We start from the raw sequence: 23,366 nt of genomic DNA on the forward strand, positions 1-23,366 counted from the left end.
GAAAATATGGCAAAAAAACAAGAAGTTATATATCGTGGCACAGGAAGAAGAAAATCTTCTATTGCCCAAGTTGTATTGACTCCTGGTAAAGGGAATGTTGTTGTGAATGGGAAACCAGCATTAGAGTTTTTCCCATATGCAACATTAGTTCAAGATTTGGAACAACCTTTAGAGATTACTGGTTCAAAATCAGAATTTGATATTCGTGTTAAAGTATCTGGTGGTGGTTTTACCGGACAAGCTGGCGCAACAAGATTAGGAATTGCAAGAGCCCTAGTTGAAGCGTCACAAGATTATAAAACTTTATTGAAACATCCTGGAATGTTAACTCGTGATGCTCGTATTAAAGAACGAAAAAAATATGGGTTACATGGGGCTAGAAGAGCACCGCAATATTCAAAAAGATAGATTTCAAAAAAGTACATTTTGCTTTGCAATGTACTTTTTTAATTTGTTTATCTAATATAAGTTTAGTATAATTATTATGTAGATAAGAGAGTGAACAAATGACATTGATAGAATTTACAATTCAGGGTGATAAATATAATAATAAAAATTTATTGTTAAATTTGTATTTTTTAACAAATCCAAAAAGTAAATTTACTGATGATGATGTTAAAAACCTTCGGTTAAAAAAAATTACAACAGTTCAAGGCCTAGATACTTTTTTAAAGCATAATATTTGTATTGCTGATTTTTTTGTTTGTTTAATTAATGATCAGGCAAAAATTAAAAAAGATAAAAAAGGATCAGAAAAGAAGCTTTATGATATTTTAATTCGTTTTAAATCAATTACTTTGATAGATCAAATGTTCGATTCAAACTTATCATTAACAATCTTAGGAGATATTGATCCGGAAATTGGCATTGTTAATGTTAAAAATATTTTTTTAACAGCAATGGAAAAGAGAAAACAAGAATTTGAAACGTTAGCTACTGGAGTAGTGCTTGAAATTGCTGATAATTTTCGGATTGATGAAGCAAAATTACGAACTATTTTTGATTCAAATGTTATTGCAAATATAAAGTTTTTGACTTCATATTTTGTTGAAGAAAAAGAACGATGGTTACAATATTTACACTTTCAAGAACAAAACTTAGAATATAAGCGTTATAATTCTTGTTTATATTTAAACAGGAAATTAACAGAATATATTAAAATTCCAAAAACAGTTCCAATTGGTGAAAAATTTCATGATGTAAGATTTTTATCACATAATTTTTGATATGTTGATAAAAAAACTTTTACTAATAAAAATTTAACAATTAGTCATTTATTTGAAGAAATAATTATTGTAGAATTAGAGCTATTGTTGGATAATTTAAATAAATATTCAATATTAAAAAAATTAAACAATTTAAGTCTTGCTAATTTACAAATTAATCGTACATATCAAAAAGATGTTCCATTAACACTATTTTCTTTTAATTTTAGTGAAAGTTATGTTCAAGATGGAGCAGATATTTATGATTTAGGGATTAATATTTCTGAAACAAAAATGCAGCAAAAAGATATCTATGATTTTAAAAAAAAATTAATCAAAATATATATGCTTGAAAATAATATTATGCAAGAAAGTGATATTGATCATGAAACAATTAAAGTAACTATTAATCAATTAGAGCAGTATAAAATTGTTAATTGCTTTTATGAAATAAAAAATGAGGATGAAATATCATTTAATGAATTAAATAAAATTATACCTTCTTATGGTTATTTAACTTATATTGGAAAAGGGGACTCAACTTTACTTCGACGTAGTAATGTTATTTTAGATAAAATTAGCAAAAATGATGTTGCAAATCCTTATTTAATTAATTATATTTTTAATATTGAAGATATTAAATTAAAGACACAATCTAACTTAATTATGGAAGAACAATTAATTTTTGCTTCAAATAATTTAAATGGAAATCAGCAGAAAGCAATAACAAAAGCCTTAAACTCACAAGATATTTTTTTACTGCAAGGTCCACCAGGGACAGGGAAAACTGAATTTATTGCTGAATTAGTTTATCAATATGCTAAATTAGGAAAGAAAGTTTTAATTTCTTCACAAAATCATACTGCAATTGACAATGTTTTAACAAGATTATTTAAAACACCTTTATTGATTCCTTTACGCTTAACAAGTGATGAAGTTCGTAAAAAAAATCGTTTTAATGATTTTAATCCAGATAAATTAATTTTTAATAATTATCGTTTTATTTATGATCATTTATCACGACAATATTTAACAAAATGAGAAGGAATTGGAAGTGATTATGAAAATCAAAAATATGAACTACAAAAATTAAAAGCAAATGCTAAAATGTTAGAAAAAGAAATTAATGATTACAAACATTATACTCAAAAGTTAAATACATTAGCTACTGAGCGAGAAACAATCATTAATCAAAAATTGCAATATTTAGATGATAATCGAAAATTAACAATTGATATTAATAATATTCGTAATCTATTAGATTTCTTAGTTAATATTAATTGAACTGGAATAGTTACTTCAACTCCGGATATTGTCCGATTATTTAATAAACATTTTGTGGAGTTGTTGCAAAAAAAAATTGGATTTCAAATTGATGATTCATATTCATTAACAGAAACATACAAAAAACTATTAACAATTACTACTGATAATAGGATGTTAAGAGATAAGGAGATAGAATTAGCAACATTAAAACAAGTTAGTCAAGACTTACGTGATGATGATTGAATGAAACAATTAACTGCTGTTCAAAATGAAATTTTAGAATTAAAGAATCAAGTTACATTAAAACAAGAAAATATTGTTTTTCAAAAGGAGAAAGAAGCATTTAAAAATGACCTTGAACAATTATTACAGAAATATGAAGAACAAAGTGTTATTAATCAAAACAAAATTAGTGAAATTAATGAAGTTAAATATGAGCAAGAAATTTCTTATTTACAAATTGAAATTAGAACATTAAATCATAAAATTAATGCTCTAAAAGTTGAAGTTGAAAACATTGTTAATAGTATTAATACAATTTTTAATTTAAATTTAGTAGTAAAAGATATTAGTGGAACAATTAATGAAATTGATAAAGAAATTAATAAAATTGAACATGACATTAATTTTGTTCTCCAAGAAAAAGCAACAAAGTTTAATTTTGTAAATAATATGATTACATTTTTAAATAAAAATTATCAGATATCAGATTTTTTAACACAAGAGAATATTAAAACTAATCATTTCACACCGGCGATGGAACGAGATACAATTAATTATGCTAATCAATTTTTACAAGAAAGTGTCAATGTTGTTGCAATGACTGCGACTTCAAATCAATCATATGCACAAAGTAAAAATAAAGTTTTACGTGATTATAATATTTCTGATATTGATATTAAAAAATTTGCTTTTGATGTTGTTATTATTGATGAAGTAAGTAAGTTAACACCAATGGAAATTTTTATGCCATTAGTATATGGTAAAACTGTTATTTTAGTTGGTGATTATCGGCAATTGCCACCACTTATGCCATATCAAGAAGAAGATGTTGCGTTAATTAATGAAATTTATGACCAAAATTATAGTTATAATGATTTTTTAGAATTAGTAACTAATTCATTATTTAAAAAAATTATCTCAAAATGTGATGATTCAGTAAAAGAAATTCTAACTAATCAATATCGTAGTCATGAAGATATTATGAGAATTGTAAATGTTTTTTATGAAAATCAGTTGCAGTTAGGTGATAAAACTAATCAAAATAATGAAAAACAACATTATATTACTGTTGAAAATAAAGATGGTCTAAAAATTTTTGATAGTAATAAAGCAATTTATTGAATTGATTCATCAAAAGATAAAACTAATATGAATTTTGTTTATGAACAAGGTGAAAGTGGTAGTACGAGTCTTTTTAATTGATTAGAAGTTGATTTAACAATAAAAACATTAGAATTAATTGAAGCAGGATATAATAATTTAACAGTTAAATTAAAAAAACAACCTAAAGTTGCAGTTATTAGTTTTTATAGTCTACATGTTAAAAAATTACTAAGAGCTATTAAAAGTTTAAAATTTAAAAATATTAAAGTAGAAGTTTCAACAGTTGATGATTATCAAGGACGAGAAAGCGAAATTGTTATTGTTAACACAGTTCGGAATCCTCGTAAGCAATTAAATTCTAATAAAGAATTTATTAAGAAATACGAACGGTTAAATGTTGCATTTTCAAGAGCAAAAAATATGTTAATTATTATTGGAGCAGTTAGTTTTTTTACTAATATTGATGTTGAAATTCCAACAATTGCTAATCCAAATATTACAAAAACAATTAAAGCATATTATGAAATTTTACGAATTATTGATAGTTATGGTCTTGTTTGAAGTGCAAAAGATTTATTATAATAAGAATTCGAGGTAAAAACATGAAATTAGGAATGGTAAAAGTTTATAAAAATTGGAAAAAATTAAAAACAATAGTTAGCTATCAAACACCAAAAAAACTAGCTTTTTTTCAGTATGTAATTTTAAATGCTATTACTAATTACCCTAATAAAGAAAAAACATTAGCTGATATTTTACAAAATGAATTACAAATTTTTAATTTTAAAATTTATGCAGAATGTCTAAAGGACTTAATTGAAAAAGAAAATATTATTGAAATTAATAAGCAAACATCATTAAATTATTTAGCAAATAGTTATGCTGAACAGGATTGAATTGATCGACCAATTGAAATTTTTTACATTTCAAAAGAAGCGTTAACGGCATTAGAACAGGGATATTTATTAAGTAAAAATAGTAATCGTGAAGCAGTTATTAATTTTGATTTTAATATTTTTTCGGGCGAAAAATATATAAATAATGAACAATTATCTTTATTAGAAAAAAATAGCAATGATTTAATTATTGTTTTAGAACAAGAACCAATTATTAATGGCGAAGATTTATTTCATTTGTTAGAAAAGTACAAGTTAAATATTAATAAAAATAATATTTTTAATGCTGATACTACATTTACTTCAATTCGTACTAATAAGAAGCAAGAAATATACTATAATATTAATCAAATTAACAATTTATTGATTGACGCTTATGAAGAAAAAGAAGTTATATTGTCTCTAACCACTTTTAAAGATATTAAAATTCAAATTATTAATGACCACCAATTGCAACAAATTATTGAAGATAATGTTAATTTAAAAACAAAAATTGTTGATTATTTTTTAACCGAAATGGATAAAACTTTAAGGGATAATTTTAATTTAAATCTTCAAAAAGTAGCAACAAATATATTAGAAAGTGATTATCAGCAAGATCCGCGTTATATTACTTCTACATTAATAAATCCGAGAATTATAATTATTAATGCAGCAAGTGTTAAACCAAAAGCAGTCTTAGATAATAAATATTATTATGATAATAATATTAGTTGTATTATTTTTGTTAATGCTGAAAAGACAACTACAATGCATGATTTAACTGATTCAATTCCAATTTTTTATTTAACTAGTGCGATTTTAACAATTAATGATAATTTTTTAACTTTATTTATCAATGATAAAAATGAGACTGAACTTTACATATTACAACCAACAGAACTTATTATTCTAAGCCGTAATATTATAACAGCACAAAAATTTATTCCGAAGTATAGTCAGCTGTTATTTAATAAAATTTTAGAGGGATTAAAAAATTTAATAAATCGTCAACAGGCAAATATTTATGAAATAATTCATAATAATCAAATTGAAAATATTTTTATTTACTGTTATTTAATTGATATTTTAAATAATAATGAAGAAACTTTTGATAATATATTAAAAAGTATGACCATAAATGATTTTAATAATAAAATTAATGTTTTATATCAATCTGAACAAATTTTAAGTAATTTAAATTTAAAACCAAATTATTTTAATAAAATGCATAAAACTTTAATTGCCCTTATGAAACAACAAGCAAAATTGCAAAAAAATATTATTAAAGCTTATCAAGTGTTAACTAATAATACTTTATTATCAAATAAAGAAGTTTTAAATATGTTGCAAGAACTTTATGACAAAAACGATGTTTCTTTAAACCAATTATTAGCATTAATTAATATTGCAGATTCATCAATTATTGAAAAAATTTGAAATCAAAATCTTTTTGCAATTTTGGATAAATTTCTTTTTGCAATCAATAATAATGATTTACATCGTGAATTATTTGATGCAATAACAACTACAACTTTTAAAAAAAATAGTACTTTATTAATTAATTTATATAGTTATGCTCAAGAATATATTAAGTATTGTAAAGAAATGAAAAAGCGAGAAACAAGTGGATTACAACGGCATTGACAAGAAATATGAGATAAAGTTGAGATTATTAAAGAACGTTGCAAGAATATTAACAATAGTAATGAATTAATAATTCAATTACTTTATTCTTTGTCACAATTAGAAATAAAATATAAGGCAATTAAATTTAAAAATATGTTTAATTCTGAAAGCAAATTTCAGGAATATTTTAATTTATGTTCTTTTGATAAAGCAGCATTATATTTAATGAATTTAATTGAAGAAAAAATTACTCCACTTTTAAATACAAAACATCAATTTGTACAACATATTAATGAAAAATTATTTGTTTTAAAAGATGTGTTTGATAAAAATAAATATAAACAAATTATGCAACTTTATCAAGAATTAACATTATATTTATATTGTGAGAAAGCAAGAAATGAACACAATGATAATAAAAATCGAGATGCTTTAAAAAAAATAAAACTTAAATTAGAAGAGGTGTTAATATAAATGAGTATGAGTGTTGAACAATTAATGTATAATTACCAAAAAAAGATTGAACGATTAAATTTAAATATTAACTTTGTTAAAGATAATTTAAAATTATTATTACAACAATTACAAGAAATTGATGCTAGTGGGTTAAATTGTCAACAAATTGAACAATATTTAGTTGAGTTAGATCAAATTTTAACTGATTTAGAGGATAACCCGTTAGTTAAAGAATTTAGTAAAGTTGAACATGTTGAATTAGAATTGGCAAAAAGAGTTAATTTTTTCTTGGAACAAAAAACCCTTCGTTTAGCAGAAATTCAACAAAAAATTGAAGTTTTGAAAATAAAAGTAATTGAAGATGAAACAAAACAACGGTTATCTAATTTAAAAAACCGAGTTAATTTAAATTATCAACAATTAGAGCATGAATTAATAGCAATGTTTGATGATAATGAATCAAAAGCTTTTATTATGAATTTTTTTAAAAAAAATAATAATTATTTCAGTAATTTAAAGCCAGAGTATATTTCTGACCTTGTTCAAACAGAAGTTAAAAATTATCATACTTCAAGTGATTTTTTGAAAAAACAATATCTTAGTAGTTTTAAAAAACAAATTAGTGATGATAAATTTGTTAACACAGAATTAGCTCCAGCATTAGAAGAATTTGCCCAAATACCAGCAGCTGATACTACTGTTTTAAACGCAAAAGCTTTAGCATTACAAAATCAAATTATTAATAAACAATTAGATGAATCAGCGCGGAAACATGGTATTACATCAATTTTACAAGCAATTCAAAAACGTGGTTTTATTGTTGATAGTAATGATATTCGTATTACGAAAGAAAATGAAGATAGTTTAGTTATTGTTTACGCAAAAAAAGTAACCGGAGAAGAGGCAATTTTTAAAATATATTTAGATGGGCGCTTTACATATAAATTCGAAGGTTATGAAGGTCATGCACATGATATAGATGAACAACCGTTTATTAACGATTTATCAATGTATGATGTTTCTTTATCAAAAGAAATGAAAAAATCTTATTTAAATCCTGATAAAATTATGAATCAAGCAAAGATTCAAATTGATAGTAAATCAAAAAAGAAATAATTAACATTTTTAGGTTAAAAAACATTATAATTAAAGAAATAGTTAGAGGTGACTATAAATGAGTGTAAAAAGTAATTTAGATAAGTTAAAAAATCAAATTGGAATTAAACGATGTGTTATTCTTGAAGGCAATGTTAATGATATTTATCAAACAAATAGTGGTTATGTTGGTTTAAAAGATCGATTATTTGGATTATTAAGAGAAAAAGGTTTTAATGATATTTTTATGTGAGACCGGATTGATGGTCTAAGCGGAGGAAATCTGAAAAATTTAACATTAACAGTAGAAACACAACAAAAGAGTAAAGAAGGTGAAGCATATGATTTTGGTCAAGAAGTAATTAAAAATGCAAATGAAGAAAAGAATGGTCCAACGGGACAATTTCCAACTTTAGCAGAATTTTTTACCATTCTTCGTCGTAATATGTTAGTTGCAAGTTCTAAAAAAGCTGCTTTTATTGCTGACTTTTCTGATTATTTATTTTCTAATGAACAAACCTTAAGTGAAGAAGAACGTGTTAATTTAATTTCATTAAGTAAAGCTTTTCGAGATAAAAAATTTGATCAATCAGAAATAATTGATTTTGATACAGCTATTATTTTTATAACTAATAGTGTTGGAAAATTGCCAACGTCATTTTATTTGCATAATCCAGATGTAACAACAATTACTTTAACAAAACCAAATCGTGAAGAACGAGAAAAGTTCATTTTAACTAATAAGAATTTTTTTAAAATTACCGAAGATTTAAATACTGATATTTTAAAATTACAAGATATTTATGATACGATGGAAGGATGAACTTTAAAAGAAGTTTATCAATTAATTAAGTTTTCAAACAATATTTCAGAACGATTACCATTTGAAAAATTATTAAATTCTTATCAATACGGTGATAAAGTTTCACCATGAGAAGAAATGAATTATGAAAAATTAGCAACTATTGAAAAAGAATTAAAAAAACGAGTTATTGGGCAAGATCATGCCATTGAAAAAGTGAAGAATGTTGTTTATAAAGCTTTTACTGGATTATCAGGTGTTCAATATTCATCAAAACGAACAAAACCAAAAGGTACATTGTTTTTTGTTGGACCAACTGGAGTAGGAAAAACTGAATTAGCAAAATCATTGGCCAAATTTTTATTTGGTGATGAAAAAAATTGTATTCGGTTTGATATGTCGGAATATAACCAAGAAGCAAGTGATCAAAAATTAATTGGTGCACCACCTGGTTATGTTGGTTATGAAGAAGGTGGACAATTAACAAATGCAATTAAAGAAAAGCCATTTAGTGTACTTTTATTTGATGAAATTGAAAAAGCCCATCCGCGAATTTTAGATAAATTCTTACAAATTTTAGAAGATGGTCGTTTAACTGATAATAAAGGTCAAACTGTTACTTTTTCTGATTCGTTTATTATTTTTACTTCAAATATTGGTGCAAGTGAAGTTGATGATAATTTATCATTTTTAGAAATTGAAAAGCAATTTATTCAAAAAGTATCTGATCATTTTCGAACTGAATTAAAACGACCAGAATTATTAGGGCGAATTGGAAATAATATTATTCCGTTTAATTTTATTAAAGATATTAATTTTAAAGCAAAATTAATTACACAAAAATTACAGCCCATTCAAACAGCTGTTTGAGAAAAATATAAGATTAAATTAGAATTTATGGATTTACCACAAATTTTACCAATTATTATTCAGGATGCTGATGATAAAAAAGGTGGTCGTGATTTGTTAAATAGTATTGAAAAGCATGTAGTTGATGGATTGAGTTCATTTATTTTTGCAAATCAAACTAAATTTAAAGCTGGAGAAACAATATTAGCACAAGCAAATGGTCATCAAATTGAATATTGTTTTAAATAAAAAATGAGTAATTTAATTAATTTTAATCGTTTTGTTTCTTTTACAACCATTGAAGGGCCTGGAAAACGATTCGCATTATGAATGCAAGGCTGTATTATTAATTGCAAAGGATGTAGTAATCAGGAAATGATTCCTCTCATTAATAGGAATGTAATGGAAGTCAGTGACCTTTTTAAGGCAATTAGGGACGCTAAAGAGCGCTTTCAAATTGAGGGGATTACCATTTTAGGGGGAGAACCATTTATTCAACCACGAGCGCTCTTAGAACTAGTCACTTTATGTCAAACAAATAATTTAACAGTAATTGTTTTTTCTGGTTTTTTATATGAACTATTGCTAGAAAAGCATCCAGCAATTTTATCTAAAATTGATATATTAATTGATGGACCATTTATTATTGAAAAGTTAGATAAAAAACGACGATTAATTGGCTCTACAAACCAGCGTGTGATTAAACTAAGTAATGTTTATCAAAATAATGATTATTTTGAACAAAATATTATTGAAGCAGAATTTACTGTAACTAAAAATAATAGTATGATTATTAATGGAGATGGAGCTCATTTAATTAATAATGAAGAAAAAATAAGAAAAGAGGAAGCCATAAAAATGGGATCATTTAAATTAGATGGGGATGTATTTTCACATTTTACCCAAGATATTATTAAAGTTGGTGATAAGTTAGAATTTAAAGGAACTAATGCTGATATGAGTGATTTTTACCTTAGTGATGTTAAAACACAATATAAAGTTATATCGGTAATTCCAAGTATTGATGCAAGTGTTTGTTATACTCAAACTGTTGAATTTAACAAAAATATGAAAGATTATCCTAATGCACGATTAATCACAGTCTCACGTGATTTACCATTTGTGCAAGAAAGATGTTGTGAATCTTTTAGAAATGAAGCACATTTTTTAGTGTCAGATTATAATTATCGTGATTTTGGGACAAAGACAGGATTAGTTTTTACTGCTTTGCAAATTTTGCCACGAGCAGTTCTTATATTAAACCAAGATAATATTGTAAAATATCTTGAAATTGTTAATCCAATTGGAAATGAACCAAATTATCAAGCTATTTATGATTTTTTAGATAGTAGAAAATAAAAAAAGTATTTTGCTTATAAATACTTTTTTTATTTTAAAATTAACATTTGTTGAATTTCTGACAAATCACGTAGTTTTTCTTTATCAACGTTAATCTTAAAGTTATATCCTTCATTTTTTTGATATTTTGGAATAATATGAAGATGATAATGAAAAACCTTTTGAAAAGCTTCACTTTTTTCATTGCTAACATAATTAATTCCAACAGGTTTTAATGTTTGATATATTTTCTGGGCAATTATTTTTCCAATTTTAGTAACTTCTGTTAAGTACTCATCATCAGTAACACTATAATATTCAAAGTGCTTTTTTGGAATAACTAAGGTATGACCATCACTATTGGGGAATGCATCTAAAAAAGCATAAACTAAATTATTTTCATAAATTTTTTTACTTGGTATTTTTTGGGTAATAATTTCACAAAAAATACAATTGTTTTCATTCATATTAATTTCAACTCCTTATATAATTAATTATAGCAAATACTTATAGCAAATAACTACTATCGTTGATTAATTAAGTTATTTTTAATATAAAAAAAAGAAGATTTTTTTAATCTTCTTTAATAATATATGATCCGATTGTATCATATAAAGTTTGTGAATAAACATTTTCTGGATTATTGGCAAAGGCTAAGGAATATAATCTTGTCTTTGCTGCTGTTTGTAAATTTTGTTGTTGTGCAAAAGTATATTCAATTCATTTTAGGATTTGACCTTTAATATTTTTTGTAATGTCAACTGGTGTTCCATCTTCATTATAAAGAGCTTCACCATTTTCATTGTATGTTCCTAAATAACATTTTTCATTATATAATCATGATAATGAACGCCTAATACCACCTTGTTGTGCTAATCAAGCTTGATCTAAATCAGTTGGTGTTCCTCCTGATCCGTATCAAGTTAATGATAATTCTTTATTGTTTTTATTATCATTTTTATAATTAATATTCATATTTTTCATTAAATCAACAGCATAAATTGGTAATACTAAGACAACTGACCCGTATCTTTTATTTGTATCTAAGAATTGGTAACTTGAAGGGTCTGTTCCTTCACCTGATTTTATAATACCTGGTGTTTCTGTATCAATAATTTTTTGTTTATATGTATCAGCATTGTTTAAAGTTGTAAAAATATCATTTGGGTTTTTATTTTTATCAATTCCAACAAATCCTTTAAAACCACTAATCCCAAAAATTGGATCAATTCCATCTTTAATCATATTATTAAAGATTTTACTTTGGTTTTTCTCATTAAACATGTTTTTAAGTTTTTTTATTAAAATATCCTGATTATTAGTTAAATCAGAATTTAATTGTTCAACATTTGCTAATGGTTCTTTATTTGTATCTTTATTATTAAATAATTTGTCTAATTCTTCTTTATCTAGTTTTAATTCTCACACCATTTTAACATATGATTTTCATCGTGATCCACTAATGGTATCTCATGATTGAATAGCATTAAATAATGCACTATTTCTATTTAGATAAATTAAACTATTATCTCCGGTACCATAGCGCTTAATCTCGTTTTGGTGTAAATATGTTGCAGTAATAATTTTATCAATAACTGCTGGCACTTCAACATGTGTATAATAATCTTTAAACCGAACTTTTAATGCAACTTTTTTTTCATTTTCTGACATTGTATTAAAGTCAGTATAATTAGCTCCAGCACTTTTACTTTTAATTTCGAAATTAGCTTCTCCTTGTTCTTTTCTTGATTTCATATAATTTGGTTTATCTGTTCCTTTTCAGAAATATGATTGAGTACCGCCAACATATCAACCTTCTGATTGATAATCAGACGCATATCCTTGTCCCGCAATTGTTGTTTCTAAAGGTGTTGAATTAGAAATTCCAGTAAAGTATTTTGTACTTAAATTATCAAGTGCAACTTGCTCAACAAAGTTAATAAATTGTTTTATTAATAATGAATCAGGTTGGTTAATGTCAATTGTTACTCCGGTATAACGTGCTCTTGTTGCTTCTTCTGAAGCATAGAAAAATTTTGAAATATTAGTATCTAATAATCTTACAGCCATTTCTTTTAGGGATGCTTTAGTGAAAATGTCATTAAATGAATATTTAGCAACATTTGATTCATTTTCTGAATTAATTTGTGCAATAATTCAACGTTTAACTTCATCAGCAATTGCTGGGTCGGTAAATCTTTCAAAATCTTTTTTTGCACATGCATAAAGACTTGTGCCAGTATAAGAAAGAATAGAGATTGTTCCTAAAATACTTAGTAGTTTTTTCATTATCGTTTACCTCCTATTTTATAAAAATATTTTATTGGTTCTGTTATTACAGGAGGGAATTTATACACTCATAATGGAATTTCTGCCAAAACAGTTGATTTTGTGTAATTTAAACCAATTTTTTCATGTCATACTTTTGCGTTATTAATTTTTTCAACAATAGTTTTTGGATCAATCTTAGCGGCGGGTCCTCCCATTTTATATCCTTCAATTGTTTTATTTTCTGCTTCGAAACTACTGTATAAACGTTGAACAGTACCTCCTGATAAATTAGTTGACATTGCATTAATAATTGAAATAAATCAATCATGATTTTTCTCATGTTTTTCTGAATCTTTAAAAGTAAGAAAGTTTTTCAATCATTCTTGTGGACCAGCACCATTTGTTAAGATTTTATTATTAAAATTATTAAAAAAGTCATAAATTCAAAATCATCATGTTTTATCATCAGTTGAACCATAACCAGAACTTAATGTAGCATATTTTTTAACTTCATTTAAAACATTAAATTTTAGTTTACTGTTATTATTGCTATTTACTAAACTACGATTTACTAAATATCATAAGTATTGAGCATTACTAAATTGTGTATTCATCTTTTGTTTTGCTTTGTCAACTGTCATGATTTTTGATTTATCTGTTAATGAATTAAAAAAATTACTTGAATAATTTAAACTTTTAAATTGTCAGTTGCTATCATAAGCGTCGTATGATGTTGGGTCAGCATCCTTTAGATATTCTTTGCCATCAATATGAACTAAGTTTAAAGCATTTGTATCAAAGAAACTAATAACAATATCATTAGTAGTACCAATTTTTCAGGCAGCACTAATTGGATCGGTTGGATTTTTACGATTAATTTTACTTACCGCACCATTTATATCACCAGGCGCAGTTTCACCAGGTGCATTAATGCTATTATATACACTTGATTTTAAAATATTTGATTTAACAGCATCAGCTTGTGTACTTAAAGTTAATAAATCTGATGATGGAGTAACTGTACCTTCACTGTTAGTAATAAAGTCTTCTCAACTTTTAGCTGAGGATAAAGTTCCTAAATCTTTATTAATTTGTGTTTTTGTTGTTTCATCAAAACTATCTGCTGTAAAACCAGTATTAGTTGGTGTTGCTCCGGATTTAAAAGCATATGTTATTTTTGAAATTGCTAAAGGTTTTTCATTTTGGAATCATTTTTCAATTATATATTTTTGAAATAATGATAGTTGCTCAACGTCATATGTTTCACTTAATTCAGGAGTACCAACTGATGTTTTAGATGAATTTTTAAAAATAGGTGTTGCAACTGGTGGACGGTTACTCAAATATTCCGTAATTTTATAATTAAAAGTGCCTAAATCTGTTGCAATTGTATTAATACGAGCATTAATTTCAGAGATTGTTAAGTTTGATAGATTATCAATAAATTCTTTTTCATCTTCATTTCAACTAAAAGCTAATGCCAATTGAGTACGTAAATTTTGATTGTCAGTATTTCAATCTCCTGCTTTATTTCCGTTTTTAAGGAAACTAGCAAAATCCCTTAAAATTATAACTGCGCTTTCAGTGTTATTTTGTCTGTATATACGCATATTGTTATTTAATAAAACATTAGTTAACATTTGTGTTGCACTAATTCCGCCATCAGCACCAGTTGTCATAATGGCAGCTTTATAATTTTGTTCTTCAATTTCATATTTTTTGTTGCCACTAGCACCGCTGATATCTTTATAATTTGAATCTAAAAAATCATGATATTTTTTTTCTCAATTTTTTTTCTCACTGTCTTTAAAACTTTGTTTCTTTTTCTCAACAGTATTATTTGTATTTGTGATTAGTAATTGTCATTGTGTTTTTAAAATCTCTTTTAAATTTTTATAATCAGCAATATCACCAATTGTAGTTTCTTTTGATACAAAAAATTTATCAGGGTTCGCTAAAATTGCAACGCTTAAAATTTGTATTAATTGAACTGACATTTTGATTCTTGTTGATCCATCTCATTGGGTTGGATCATTTGTTCATTTTCCATTTCCGGCATCTACAAATGGATTTTCTAAGACACTTCAAATATCAGGAGAAGTGATTTTTTTACCACCAAAAATTCCTGGAATTCATGCCCAAATGCTATCACCATTTTCATTTTTATGTTGATTATTTTTTTCTTTAGTACTACAAGCCGCCGTTCCAAATGCGGTTACGCTCACTAATATCATACTGCTTAGTAATGATAAAAGTTTTTTCATTTTAGTTCATCCTTCCTTTTGACTTTTTATTTTTGTACTTTTTAATAAAAAATACTAACTACATTTTATTAAAAAAATATAATAAAGTCTACTTTTAGTCTACTTTTATTGTACAATAAAAGTAGACTTTATTAATTAAAAAATAAAGATAATTTCACTTCGGGATTAATATAATACATATTTTCAAAGGAGGGGCTAAAGTGAAAAAAATTGAAATCAAAGATTTATTTGTTTCTGCTGATAATGATATTATTTTAAATGGTTTAAATTTAACTGTTAATGTTAATGAAATTCATGCTTTAATGGGACCTAATGGAAATGGAAAATCAACTTTATTATCAACAATTATGGGACATCCTAGTTATACTGTTGAAACTGGGGATATTTTAATTGATGGAGAAAGTATTTTAAACAAAACGGTTGATGAACGAAGTAAAATGGGAATATTTTTTGCAATGCAATCACCAGTTGAAATTTCTGGAGTTTTAAATTTAGATTTTTTAAAAGCAATTATTAATGCTCATCGTGATTCACAAATTAAATTACCAGAATTATACCAAGATATTAACCGTAATATTAAAAATTTAAAAATTGATGATAGTATGATTCGTCGTTATTTAAATACTGGTTTTTCAGGGGGAGAAAAGAAAAAAAATGAGATTTTACAGTTAAATTTATTAAGTCCGTCTTTAGCTTTAATTGATGAAATTGATTCAGGTTTAGATGTTGATGCTTTAAATGTTGTTAGTACTGAGTTAAATAAAATGCGAAATAAGTATTTTGCTGCAATTATTGTGTCCCATTATGATCGCTTTTTTAATTTAGTGCAACCAACGCATGCTCATGTTATTGTTAAAGGTAAAATTGTTAAAAGTGGAGATTATAATTTAGTTAAAAAAATTAACGAAGAGGGATACGAATGATTATTACAAGAATTAAATTTAACAGTAGAAAATAAACAAAGGGGTGTTAAACCTTTAGCGGGAATTGGGTGTGCTGCTCAAAAAGGTAAGTAAAAATGCAAGTTTTAATGAATGAACAAAAAATTATTGGTGACAATTTTATTATTGATGCAACAACACCCAAATTAACATTTACGAATAATAAAGCTGGTGAAGTTATTAATATTAATTTTGCTACTAATCTTATTAATGAAACTTTTTTGTTTTTTTTAAATTTAACTTCAGAAGTAACAATTAACTACAATATTCCTGCTAATAGTCAAATTAATATTATTAATATTTACAAAAATCGTGAATGTGAACAAATAGCTAATCTTTTTTATAATTTATTAGAAAAAGCACAAGTTAATATTTATCACTTAAATATTGTTAATAGTAGTATTACTGAGAACATTACTTTCAATTTGCGGGGTAAACGTAGTGCTATTAAATATTATTTGGCAAGTATGTCAACACATAAATATCATAAAAATGCGATTATTTATGCTCATCATTTAGCCCCAGCAACCAAAAGTGAAATTAAAACTTACTCAATTGCAAAAGATAATTCATTACAAACTGTTAAATGTACTAGTCATATTGAAAAAAAAATGGGTAAATCAGAAACTCATCAAGAATTACGATTACTAGTTTTTGATAAAACTTCAAAAGCAATTTCTGATCCGATTTTGTTAATTGATGAAAATGATATTAAAGCAAGTCATGCTAATGCTGTTGGTATGCTAGACCCAGAGCAAATATTTTATTTACAAACAAGAGGTTTGACAATAACGCAGGCTCGAAAATTAATTTGTATGGGTTATTTTAAAAATGTGATTGATGCAATTGAGGATGAGGAATTACAAAAAAATATTATTGATGAAATTGATACAGAAATTGGAGAATAATGATGATTGATTATAGAGAAATTAAAAAACAATTTCCTTTTTTTAAAAATAATTCTGAGCAAATTTATCTTGATAGTGCTGCTACTAGCTTAAAACCACAAGTTGTTATTGATGCTATTAATGATTATTATACAAATTATGGAACTAATCCGCATAATATTGATAGTGATTTAGGATATAAAACAAATGTTCAATATGAACTTGTTCGTAAGAAACTTCAGCATTTTATTAATGCTAAAAAGGTTTCAGAAGTTATTTTTGTCCCTGGAGCAACTTATGGATTAAACCAAATTGCATATGGTTTAAGTTCAAAGATTACAGCGGGTAATGAGATTCTAATTACAAAACAAGAACATGGTGCAAATATTTTACCGTGATATCGGATGGCACAAGAAAAAAAAGCAGTTGTTAATTTTTTACCAGAAATAAATTTTCAAATTGATTTAAAACAATTAGCAAGAGTTATTACTGCTAAAACAAAGATTGTTTCTTTTGCTAATGTGCCAAATATTTTAGGATATGAAAATGATCCAACATCAATTGTTACAATTATTAAAAAAATTAATCCGGAAATAATTGTTGTAATTGATTGTGCACAGGGTGTTATTCATATGCCAACTGATGTTCAAAAGTGAAATGCTGATTTTATTACTTTTTCAGCTCATAAAATTTTTGGCCCAACTGGAATTGGGATTTTATGAGGAAAAGAAGAATTATTGCTACAATTACAGCCGTTAATTGTTGGTGGTGGTATGAATACTCGAATTGATAATAATGGTTTAGATTATAGTTTAAAAAAATTACCAGACCGGTTAGAAGCGGGTTCAGCTAATATTGCTGATATTTTTGGTTTTGGAGCAGCAATTGATTTTGTTAATACCCTTACTTTAATAGAAATTATTAAATATAATCATCAGTTAAAACAATATGCAATTCAACAGTTTAATAAAAAATTAAAATATAAAGCAATAATTTATAATCATGATAGTAAGGGACCAACATTAGTTTTTAATATTAAAAATGTTTTTTGTCAGGATGTTACAATGCATTTAGGAAGCCGCAATAAGATTACTGTTCGGAGTGGTGATCATTGTGCGCGGTTAATTGGTACTGTTATTCCAGAGAAAAATACAATTAGAGCTAGTTTTTCAATTTATAATAGTTATGAAGATATTGATTTGTTAGTATCGGCACTTGCAAATGAGAAAGATTTTTTAGGAAGGTTGGTTTAAATGGAATTTAATAAAAATGACCCAATGTTTTTACGACAAATTATTATGGACCATTATTCAGAACCACAATACAAAGGTTTAACAAAGAAACCAACAGTTTATTCAATTCATCAAGCTTCTGAATCATGTATTGATGATATTTATTTAGAATTAATGATTGAAGGGAATAAAATTATAAGTGCTCGGTTTGACGGTGTTGGTTGTGCAATTTCAACAGCATCAAGTGACATTATGGCACAAGAGCTAGAAGGAAAAACAATAAAGGATGGTTTAGCAATTATTGAAAATTATTTAGAAATGGTTTTTGACAAACAATATGATGAGAACAAGTTAAACGATTTAATTGCTTTTATTAATATTGCAAAACAACCTAATCGAATTAAATGTGCGACAATTGGTGTTACTGGTTTTCAAACAATATTATTAGATTTATTAAAAACAGATAATGATTAATATCAAAGGAGGTCTTATTAATGCCAAAATTAAAGCAAGAAAAAGAAATTAAAGAAATTTCTAGTTATAAATATGGTTTTAATGATGGAAATATTTCTTACTATAATACTGGGAAAGGTCTTAATGAAACAATTATTAATGAAATTTCAGATCATAAAAATGAACCAGATTGAATGCGAGAATATCGGTTACAGTCATATCATAATTTTTTAAAAATAAAAAATCCAAGTTGAGGGCCAAACTTAGAATTTATAGATTTTGATGAGTATATTTATTATATTAAACCAACAGAACATATTGCAACAAAATGAGATGAGGTTCCTGAAAAAATTAAAAAAACCTTTGACCGGTTAGGTTTACCAGAAGCCGAACGTGAATATTTAGCTGGAATTAAAGCTCAATATGATAGTGAGCCAGTTTATGGAAGTATGTTAAAAGAAGTTGAAGAAAAAGGAATTATTTTTTTAGATTGTGATACCGCATTACGTCAACATCCAGCGTTATTTAAAAAATATTTTGGAACATTAGTACCAAATACAGATAATAAATATGCTGCTTTAAATGGAGCTGTTTGATCAGGTGGATCATTTATTTATGTTCCAAAGGGAGTTAAATTAGAAAAACCATTGCAGGCTTATTTCCGAATTAATTATCAGAATAGTGGTCAGTTTGAACGCACATTAATTATTGTTGATGATGATGCAGAATTACACTATATTGAAGGATGCACAGCACCAATTTATTCTCGTGATTCTTTACATGATGCTATTGTTGAAATTTTTGTGGGAAAAAATGCAAAAATGCGTTATACAACTGTTCAAAACTGGAGTGATAATGTTTTAAATTTAGTAACAAAACGTAGCATTGTTGATGAAAATGGTCAAATGGAATGAATTGATGGTAATATTGGATCAAAAATTAATATGAAGTATCCGAGTGTTATTTTAAAAGGAAATAATAGTAAAGGACAATGTATTTCAATTGCGGTAGCAAAGGAAAATATTATTCAAGATGCTGGTTCAAAAATGATTCATTTGGGAAAAAATACTTCTTCTAAAATTATTTCTAAATCAATGACTTTTAATGGTGGGATAGCAAACTATCGTGGGTTAGTTCATATTGGACCAAAAGCACAGTATTCAAAAGCTAGGGTTGAATGCGATACTCTAATTCTAGATGGAAAATCACATTCTGATACAATTCCTCAGAATAAAGTTTATAATAACGAATCACAAATTGAGCATGAAGCAACAGTAAGTAAAGTTTCTGAGGAACAATTATTTTATTTACAAAGTCGTGGTTTATCAGAACAAGAAGCTTTGGAAATGATTATTATGGGATTTTTAGAACCATTTACAAGAGAATTACCAATGGAATATGCAGTTGAATTAAATCAGTTAATTAAAATGGATATGGAAGGTAGTGTTGGTTAATGATAACTCGTGCTAAACAAGAAATTCGACAAGAAAAATTGTTTGTAAGAAGCAAGATTTCATCTGAGTTATTACAGCAAAAAGAAACTCAGATTTTTAATACTTTTTTTCAACATCCTGGTGTACAAAGTAAAACAATTGCTCTTTATTATTCAATCAAAAATGAAGTTAATACTATTTTTATTATTAAGCAATTATTTGCATTAAAAATTAATGTTTTATTACCACGAATGGAAGGTAATAATTTAAAATTTTATCATATTACCAATTTAACAACTGATTTAGAATTTAATTCACGTTTTGGTCTTTATGAACCATTAAATTCATTGCCAATAATTGATACAGAAAAAATTGATGTTCTTGTTGTTCCAATCGTTGCTTTTGATCAAAACAATTTTCGGTTAGGATATGGGAAATGCTATTATGATCGGTTTTTAAAAAATTATTATGATCTTGTGATTGGGTTAGCATTTATTCAATAGTTAGTGCCAACCCCTTTGCCAGTTGAAGAACACGATGTTAAAATAGAAATTATTATTAGTGTTTAAAAATTAAGGATCCAGAATGAACTTACCATTATTACGTGTTGTTAGTAAATATTGATTTAAATCATGACATACTTATTTAGTAACATTTGTTTTACAAGGTGACTAATATGTTTAATAGTAATGCTAGGCTAGTTAGTTTAAGTTGAAGTTTTATTTTTTTTATTTTTATTTTTGTTATTATTTATTATAAAGATAACTAAAAAATGTTGTATGATAATTTTAGACAATTTAATAAATAGTTATTTAGAGTTAGGGAATTGAGTGCGAATCTTAAGCTGTCCCAGCAACTGTTATATTGACGAAATCCACATTAGCCACTGAAAGAAAAACTTTTGGGAAAGCGATTAGTGAGATGAAATTAAGCCAGTAGACCTTTCTAAATTTAATTAGTATTATTATATAACTCCTGGGTGTGAGTCATGCAATTATTTTGTAAATAAATAATTTAGTGATTGTTATATAAAAAGCATGTTTGGGAATGCTTTTTAATTTACTGCAACTATAATTAAATTGTCCATTGTTAATTTGCTAAAAAAATAATAAAATTAAAAGTAAATATTATTACTATTCCTAAGTTCTATATTTATTTTTTCACCAACATTAACAACAATTTATTGTAAAAATGTTAATGAATAGTTTTCCTATTGTGAACAAAATTGAATTTATCAAATGAAGACAGAGGAAAATAAAGAATTTGCAGTTAATAAATAATAATTATTATAACCAACTGCATCAAGTACATTCCAACAAAAATATTGGTTATATCTTATTCAAAAAGCAAATATTTATCTTTATTTTATAAAAATGTTGTAAGTCTTGATGAAGAAATACAAAAATTACAGTTTGGTGATACTGCTCATATGCAAGATGTAAAGCATTTTTATGAGTCAATAACATTTACAAAAACTGATGATGATAATGTTTATATTTCTAATTCCTTTTTGACGGAAAATGCCCCTGTTAATTGCTATACAATAATCAATGGCACAAGAAAAATGAAAAGATCTTAAAAATAGTAAAAATATGAAGCAACTAAATGACCGATTTTAAAAATAGTTTGAACAATGAGAAACAATTTGTGATTCTCATCCAGTCCAAGAAGTGGATAAAAAATAATTTGTTTGATAAAATTCTAACCGTTAGGGATGTTTTATTGCAGACGGAAATCCAGAAGGCAATATATAGAGTTTGAAGTAACACTGAAAATAAAATTCAAGTGGGAATGAATATTCCCATTATCCCTTGTTAGTAAAGGTTCAATTAGAGTGTCAAAAAATAAGGCTCAAAGTGTATTTCGAATAGAACTAAATTATCAAAAAGATTAAATAAATAATAGTTTTAATAAAATAAAATACCGATTACCCCACTGAGGTTTTTATTTTAAAATAATTGGTGAAAATAAGGTCCAATATATTCCACCACAACTAATTCCTGCAATTAATAATACTTTTCGTGTGACTGATGTTTTGACATATTTAACATCGTAAAATTGAAATTCTTTTAATAAAGGTTATAAAAATGCCAAAATAATTTCATAATTTTATTGTATAATTATTTATAATTATATTATTTATAATTATCTTGAAAGGAGATGAAATTTTATTAAAATATTAACATGACCAAAAATTTTAATGTTTATTGGCGCAGCTTGAATTATTATTATTGGCATTTTATTCGCTGCTGGCGTTCCAACAAAAACTTCAATTTACGGATGAGATACAAGTTGACCAGTTTTATTGCTTTTAGGAATTTTGTATATTTTAGTTCCGCTATCAGTTAAACCAGGTTTTTGATCATTATTATGAGCACTTGTCATTACTGGTTTAGCAGTAATTTTCTTAGTTGGATTTTTTGTAAAAGCAGATTATCAATCACCCTGAACGTATTTAGGAGCCATTCCTAATATTTTTATTGGAGTTGGATCATTAGGATGAATTTTTGTTCACTAGTAAAAATTTATGCTATTAAGAAATGATATTAAAATTATTTTAATATAATTTTTTTATTTATAAATAAACTTTATAGTAATAAGACGAACAGAACAAAATCATTGTTTTATTTTTCTTGTTCAAGTTCTTGATTTTGTTCTGTTTGATTAAATTCTGTATAAATTTTTTGAATATCTTTTATTCTTTGTGGTTTAGGAATTGGATTAATTTTTGTCGCAGGACTGTTAATGTTATTTGTTGATATGTGTACTTAGATTGGCACAATTCTACCATTTTTATCAATCATCTTTTGTAATTTTGCTTGTCCTGTTTGAGTTAAAGAAATTTGATGTTTTTTTTCCTTCTCTTGAAGCATCTGTAGTAATTGAACTTCATTCATTTATTACATTTTCATTAATTCCCATTTGTTTTCAATTTTTTGTTACATTTTTGCAAGTAGAACTTGTCATTTTTTCAGATTCTTTTTTATTAAAGCCAAGTGTTGTAAAAAAAAGAATTAAGACCTTTTTTAAATGAATTATATATT

Annotated in this window: 18 protein-coding genes and 1 riboswitch; of the genes, 14 read left to right on the forward strand and 4 right to left on the reverse strand. The window is 25.7% G+C overall.

The window, feature by feature from the left end; all coding sequences use genetic code 4:
• Positions 1-6 precede the first annotated feature (6 nt).
• From rpsI to SKUN_RS00465, 6 genes are all read left to right on the forward strand, one after another.
• The gene (rpsI, locus tag SKUN_RS00440) at positions 7-408 is read left to right on the forward strand and encodes a 30S ribosomal protein S9 (protein ID WP_053390390.1); all 402 of its coding nucleotides are present in this window, start codon (positions 7-9) and stop codon (positions 406-408) included.
• A 98-nt stretch (positions 409-506) separates the two neighbouring features.
• Positions 507-4,379 carry an AAA domain-containing protein gene (locus SKUN_RS00445; protein WP_053390391.1) on the forward strand — a complete coding sequence of 1,291 codons (3,873 nt, stop codon included), beginning with the start codon at positions 507-509 and terminating at the stop codon, positions 4,377-4,379.
• Between the two features lie 20 nt (positions 4,380-4,399).
• Complete coding sequence (locus SKUN_RS00450) at positions 4,400-6,775, forward strand: hypothetical protein (protein ID WP_053390392.1); 2,376 nt, start codon at positions 4,400-4,402, stop codon at positions 6,773-6,775.
• The gene (locus tag SKUN_RS00455; RefSeq protein WP_053390393.1) at positions 6,776-7,873 is read left to right on the forward strand and encodes a hypothetical protein; all 1,098 of its coding nucleotides are present in this window, start codon (positions 6,776-6,778) and stop codon (positions 7,871-7,873) included.
• 58 nt (positions 7,874-7,931) lie between these two features.
• Complete coding sequence (locus tag SKUN_RS00460) at positions 7,932-9,752, forward strand: AAA family ATPase (protein ID WP_053390394.1); 1,821 nt, start codon at positions 7,932-7,934, stop codon at positions 9,750-9,752.
• Positions 9,753-9,755: 3 nt separating this feature from the next.
• Positions 9,756-10,862: a 4Fe-4S cluster-binding domain-containing protein gene (locus SKUN_RS00465; protein WP_053390395.1), complete on the forward strand. Its 1,107-nt coding sequence runs from the start codon at positions 9,756-9,758 to the stop codon at positions 10,860-10,862.
• A 29-nt stretch (positions 10,863-10,891) separates the two neighbouring features.
• Here SKUN_RS00465 and SKUN_RS00470 read toward each other — a convergent pair whose 3' ends face one another.
• From SKUN_RS00470 to SKUN_RS00480, 3 genes are all read right to left on the reverse strand, one after another.
• Positions 10,892-11,308, reverse strand: a complete 417-nt coding sequence (locus SKUN_RS00470; RefSeq protein WP_053390396.1) for an HIT family protein — start codon at positions 11,306-11,308, stop codon at positions 10,892-10,894.
• A gap of 106 nt (positions 11,309-11,414) precedes the next feature.
• The gene (locus SKUN_RS00475) at positions 11,415-13,130 is read right to left on the reverse strand and encodes a lipoprotein (RefSeq protein ID WP_053390397.1); all 1,716 of its coding nucleotides are present in this window, start codon (positions 13,128-13,130) and stop codon (positions 11,415-11,417) included.
• Positions 13,130-15,376: a hypothetical protein gene (locus SKUN_RS00480; protein WP_053390398.1), complete on the reverse strand. Its 2,247-nt coding sequence runs from the start codon at positions 15,374-15,376 to the stop codon at positions 13,130-13,132. Before SKUN_RS00480 ends, SKUN_RS00475 begins: the two co-directional genes overlap by 1 nt.
• 200 nt (positions 15,377-15,576) lie before the next feature.
• On the opposite strand from SKUN_RS00480, the gene sufC reads away from it, so the two are divergent.
• The 8 genes from sufC to SKUN_RS00520 all read left to right on the forward strand — a co-directional run bounded on the left by sufC (position 15,577) and on the right by SKUN_RS00520 (position 22,840).
• Positions 15,577-16,392 (forward strand): Fe-S cluster assembly ATPase SufC, encoded by an 816-nt coding sequence (gene sufC, locus SKUN_RS00485; protein WP_053390399.1) that lies wholly within the window; start codon positions 15,577-15,579, stop codon positions 16,390-16,392.
• Between the two features lie 2 nt (positions 16,393-16,394).
• Positions 16,395-17,225 (forward strand): SufB/SufD family protein, encoded by an 831-nt coding sequence (locus tag SKUN_RS00490; RefSeq protein ID WP_053390400.1) that lies wholly within the window; start codon positions 16,395-16,397, stop codon positions 17,223-17,225.
• 2 nt (positions 17,226-17,227) lie between these two features.
• Positions 17,228-18,457, forward strand: coding sequence for an aminotransferase class V-fold PLP-dependent enzyme (locus SKUN_RS00495; protein ID WP_053390401.1), 1,230 nt, complete (start codon positions 17,228-17,230; stop codon positions 18,455-18,457).
• Positions 18,458-18,910 (forward strand): Fe-S cluster assembly sulfur transfer protein SufU, encoded by a 453-nt coding sequence (gene sufU, locus SKUN_RS00500; RefSeq protein WP_053390402.1) that lies wholly within the window; start codon positions 18,458-18,460, stop codon positions 18,908-18,910.
• A gap of 20 nt (positions 18,911-18,930) precedes the next feature.
• Positions 18,931-20,343, forward strand: a complete 1,413-nt coding sequence (gene sufB / locus SKUN_RS00505; RefSeq protein WP_053390403.1) for a Fe-S cluster assembly protein SufB — start codon at positions 18,931-18,933, stop codon at positions 20,341-20,343.
• Positions 20,343-20,825 carry a 5-formyltetrahydrofolate cyclo-ligase gene (locus SKUN_RS00510; RefSeq protein ID WP_235511210.1) on the forward strand — a complete coding sequence of 161 codons (483 nt, stop codon included), beginning with the start codon at positions 20,343-20,345 and terminating at the stop codon, positions 20,823-20,825. The genes sufB and SKUN_RS00510 overlap by 1 nt, the downstream gene beginning before the upstream one ends.
• A gap of 270 nt (positions 20,826-21,095) precedes the next feature.
• A riboswitch (cobalamin riboswitch) is annotated at positions 21,096-21,285 on the forward strand.
• A 361-nt stretch (positions 21,286-21,646) separates the two neighbouring features.
• Positions 21,647-21,901: a hypothetical protein gene (locus SKUN_RS10060; protein ID WP_235511212.1), complete on the forward strand. Its 255-nt coding sequence runs from the start codon at positions 21,647-21,649 to the stop codon at positions 21,899-21,901.
• Positions 21,902-22,522: 621 nt separating this feature from the next.
• Positions 22,523-22,840 carry a hypothetical protein gene (locus tag SKUN_RS00520; protein WP_235511216.1) on the forward strand — a complete coding sequence of 106 codons (318 nt, stop codon included), beginning with the start codon at positions 22,523-22,525 and terminating at the stop codon, positions 22,838-22,840.
• A gap of 275 nt (positions 22,841-23,115) precedes the next feature.
• Here SKUN_RS00520 and SKUN_RS10065 read toward each other — a convergent pair whose 3' ends face one another.
• The gene (locus SKUN_RS10065) at positions 23,116-23,289 is read right to left on the reverse strand and encodes a hypothetical protein (protein WP_235511217.1); all 174 of its coding nucleotides are present in this window, start codon (positions 23,287-23,289) and stop codon (positions 23,116-23,118) included.
• Positions 23,290-23,366 lie beyond the last annotated feature (77 nt).

The sequence above is a fragment of the Spiroplasma kunkelii CR2-3x genome (assembly GCF_001274875.1).
Taxonomy (GTDB): Bacteria; Bacillota_I; Bacilli_A; order Mycoplasmatales; family Mycoplasmataceae; genus Spiroplasma; species Spiroplasma kunkelii.